Origin of the sequence: Leptospira yanagawae serovar Saopaulo str. Sao Paulo = ATCC 700523 (genome assembly GCF_000332475.2) — a bacterium.
GTDB lineage: Bacteria > Spirochaetota > Leptospiria > Leptospirales > Leptospiraceae > Leptospira_A > Leptospira_A yanagawae.
This window is the reverse complement of record NZ_AOGX02000025.1, coordinates 1-3,243: the sequence shown is the minus strand read 5'-3', so window position 1 is coordinate 3,243 and position 3,243 is coordinate 1. Positions and strand designations below refer to the sequence as shown.

At 33.4% G+C, this 3,243-nt stretch carries 3 protein-coding genes; all 3 read right to left on the bottom strand.

Annotation, left to right across the window (positions count from 1 at the left end):
• Nucleotides 1-13: 13 nt before the first annotated feature.
• A complete protein-coding gene (locus LEP1GSC202_RS14030) occupies nt 14-817 on the bottom strand; it encodes an IS3 family transposase (RefSeq protein ID WP_015675630.1) in 804 nt (267 codons plus the stop codon).
• Complete coding sequence (locus LEP1GSC202_RS14025) at nt 814-1,080, bottom strand: transposase (protein ID WP_015675631.1); 267 nt, start codon at nt 1,078-1,080, stop codon at nt 814-816. Before LEP1GSC202_RS14025 ends, LEP1GSC202_RS14030 begins: the two co-directional genes overlap by 4 nt.
• Before the next feature lie 595 nt (nt 1,081-1,675).
• The gene (locus tag LEP1GSC202_RS14020; protein ID WP_015678414.1) at nt 1,676-2,587 is read right to left on the bottom strand and encodes a hypothetical protein; all 912 of its coding nucleotides are present in this window, start codon (nt 2,585-2,587) and stop codon (nt 1,676-1,678) included.
• Nucleotides 2,588-3,243 lie beyond the last annotated feature (656 nt).

The following is a 3,243-nucleotide window of genomic DNA, read 5'->3' as shown; positions in this document are numbered from 1 at the left end:
TTCTCTAAACATTTCAACCATAAGATCGCTTAAACTCTGAAGGAGTCAAGTAATTCAATGAAGAGTGAAGACGCTCGTCGTTGTATTCCTTTTGGAAAATTCGCAAAGCATCGGTTAACTCTCTTTGATTTTTAAAGTAGTGTAGATTCAAACACTCATCTCTAAGTTTACCATTGAAACTTTCTATAAATGCATTTTGTGTTGGTTTTCCTTTTTCAATAAAGTGAATTTCTATCCCCTTATCTTCTGCCCATTTCTGGAAGTCTTTGGATGTAAATTCTGTTCCATTATCCAAAACAAATGCTCTTGGAAGTCTTTCGAGGGTGTTTAAATATCTGATCAACTTTTCTGACGAAAAAGTAAACTCTGCCTGAAGTATGGTATTCTCTCTTGTTAAATGATCAATACCTGTTAAAATTCTTTGCTTTCTTCCATCAATCGTCCGTTCGAAAACAAAGTCCATTGACCAAACTTCGTTTGAATTCTTAGGCAATGGTAGTTGCTGTGATGATGCATTTCTTTTCTTTCGCTTCGGTTTTGTCCTTATTTTAAGCCCTTCTAAGCAATATAGTCGATATACTTTCTTATGATTGATTGTCCTACCCGACCTTCTTAACCTTCGGTAAATTCGTCGATAGCCTTCCCGTTTCCATCGAAAAGCAAGTCTTCGAATTTCGTTCATTGTCTCTTCATCAATAGCTTTCGGCTGATAATAATAACTTGATTTAGGAAGAAGAACAACATCTAGGCTTCTGTTTAGAGAAAGTCCCTCTTCAACTAGCAGATCAACTGCTCTCTCCTTCGTTGATCTGCTCAAAACTTTTTTCCCAAAACATTCTTAATTGCTTGGATTTCGAGAGCCATGTCAGCTACCAATCTTTTGAGATTTGAATTTTCCTGCTCGAGTGCCTTCATCTTCTTGATTTCGCTAAGCTCCATTCCTCCATACTTGTTACGCCAGCGATAAAATGTTTGTTCAGTGATTCCGTATTTTCGTGAAAGTTCCTTGATTGGAATACCTGTTTCTGCTTCCTTTAATATCCGAAAAATCTCGCTTTCTTCTATCTTCTTTCTTGCCATAATGCTCTCTCCTTAATATCGGAGAAAACTAACTTAAATATCGGTGCAGTTTTTGGGGAGCAGGTCAGCATTCTGGTGATTGATCTATAGGTGGTTTTGGTAACGTAACACAAAAACTAAATGAAAGAGTTAATATGATAAGTATTATAAATTTTAAATTCATATTTTACCTTTAGAGAATTAATCCAAATAACAATTGGAAATTTATTATTAATATTTCAAATTGAGAAATAAATACTTATATTCTAAAATATGTTAGAATGATATTTAAATGAATTTATTTTAGTCAATTTCTTTTAGAAGGATATATTGGATTATTTTTTGAATTTATTTCAAGTTTATACTTTCTATCTTAATTAAAATTGACTAATATTTCTAAGGATATTAATAATTTGTTTCCTTGGTAAGATTAAAAAAATTGCGCATAACGAACTAGACTTACCGAAGTTCCCCGACCCTGAGTCCCGGACGGGACGTTAGGGACTGGCATGTAGCTTGCGAACGCAAGGCGAATGCCAGAAGGGGAATTTGGCGAAGCCCTAGCGAGGCCTTGTGCCGAAGCGTAGCGGTAAGTCGCTGTTATGCGAAGGTCAGGTTAATTAGCTAGACCTTCTGTATTATTATTTCCAAGAGAAACTACCATAAATTCATCTTCGTAAGTGTTTAAGTCTTTAAATCTTTCGTCTATTTTTGTCGGTAATTGAATTAGTAAATTATAAACGGATATTTCGGACTTCTTAACTTTCAATGACCCAATTTTCATAATATTGATTAAATCGATACCGGGTTCATAAGTAGTTTTTATTTCAGGTATAGCATAACTCGAATATCCAGATACTTTGTAATCTTTTTCGTCAAAAATATAATTTTTGAATTCTGGAATTTTTGTTATTTTGTGAATATGATAATTTCGAAGAGATTCAATACCATTTGTATTTTTTAAAAACCATTGATAAGTATTTTCATCAATTATACATCTATCTAGTTTGTCTTTTGCCATCATTCTGGAGCAATTAATTATTCCGGCGCCATAAAAATTTCTTAATTCATTTTGAAAGTAAACGATGTCATAGGATATTCCATATCTAATTTTTAGATGACCAATAAGTTTAAATATTTCTTTATTATAAGTTCCTATGTTATAATGACGTAAATTACATTCAAAATATAGGGCAAATAATATAGAATGAAGAGGTGTATCAAAAATGAAAAAGCCACCATCTCCAGTATCAATAAAATTTTCTTTTATTTTAACATGGTCATATGTCTGAAAAATGTATTTTTCATGGTGAAAAATATCTTTTATCGTACTTTTAACTAACAAGTTAAACAAAATAGGTATATAGTATTGTTCTACATTCCCGAATTGACTATATCCTAGTATATCTAAACCCAATACTGATTTTTTTTTATCAATTGAGAGATTTTTAGTCAGGAATTCTTTATCAAACCGTTCCTCTTCTCTTTTTGAATTACTTAGAATATTTAAACTATTTTCTATATTCATATTTTTTCCTGACTTTCGCATAACGAATAGGCTAACCGACGTAGGCTGACCCTGAGTCCCGGAAACGGGACGTTAGGGACTGGCGCGTAGTTTGCGCATGCAAACGAGTGCCAGAAAGCCTATGTGCCGTAGGCCGAGCTAGGGCTCGTCCCGAAGCGATGTGGTTAGCCGCTGTTATACGCAGTATCCAATGTGAGAGGAAAAAGTCATTAGAAAACAATTTAGTCAATATTTCGTATTTTTTCAATTTTTTCTTCCTAAATTTTTTGTTTTCAAATATTTTTAGAATGATAAATAAGATTTCTATTCTTATTTATGTAAAATGGAGTCGCCGTACAAAGATAATTTCTTATTTAAGATGAAACCAAGAACTCTTCATTTCTTTCTTTAGTTCATCTTTTCTCTTAATTCTTAAGGTGAAAATTTTCTTTAAAACTTTTTAGTTAATCAACGGAACTTCGATAGAATGAATCTCATTAATAAAAATGCGGAAATTCTAATATATAGGCGTAAATACTTACCAAGAGACTCATAATCACTTTTTGGATATTGCGTATAACGAATAGGCTAACCGACGTAGGCTGACCCTGAGTCCCGGAAGCGGGACGTTAGGGACTGGCGCGTAGTTTGCGTATGCAAACGAGGGCCAGAAAGCC

Bases quoted from the DNA above. Each gene is read 5' to 3' on its own strand.
- LEP1GSC202_RS14025 (WP_015675631.1), bottom strand. From the start codon at position 1,080: ATGGCAAGAAAGAAGATAGAAGAAAGCGAGATTTTTCGGATATTAAAG.
- LEP1GSC202_RS14020 (WP_015678414.1), bottom strand. From the start codon at position 2,587: ATGAATATAGAAAATAGTTTAAATATTCTAAGTAATTCAAAAAGAGAA.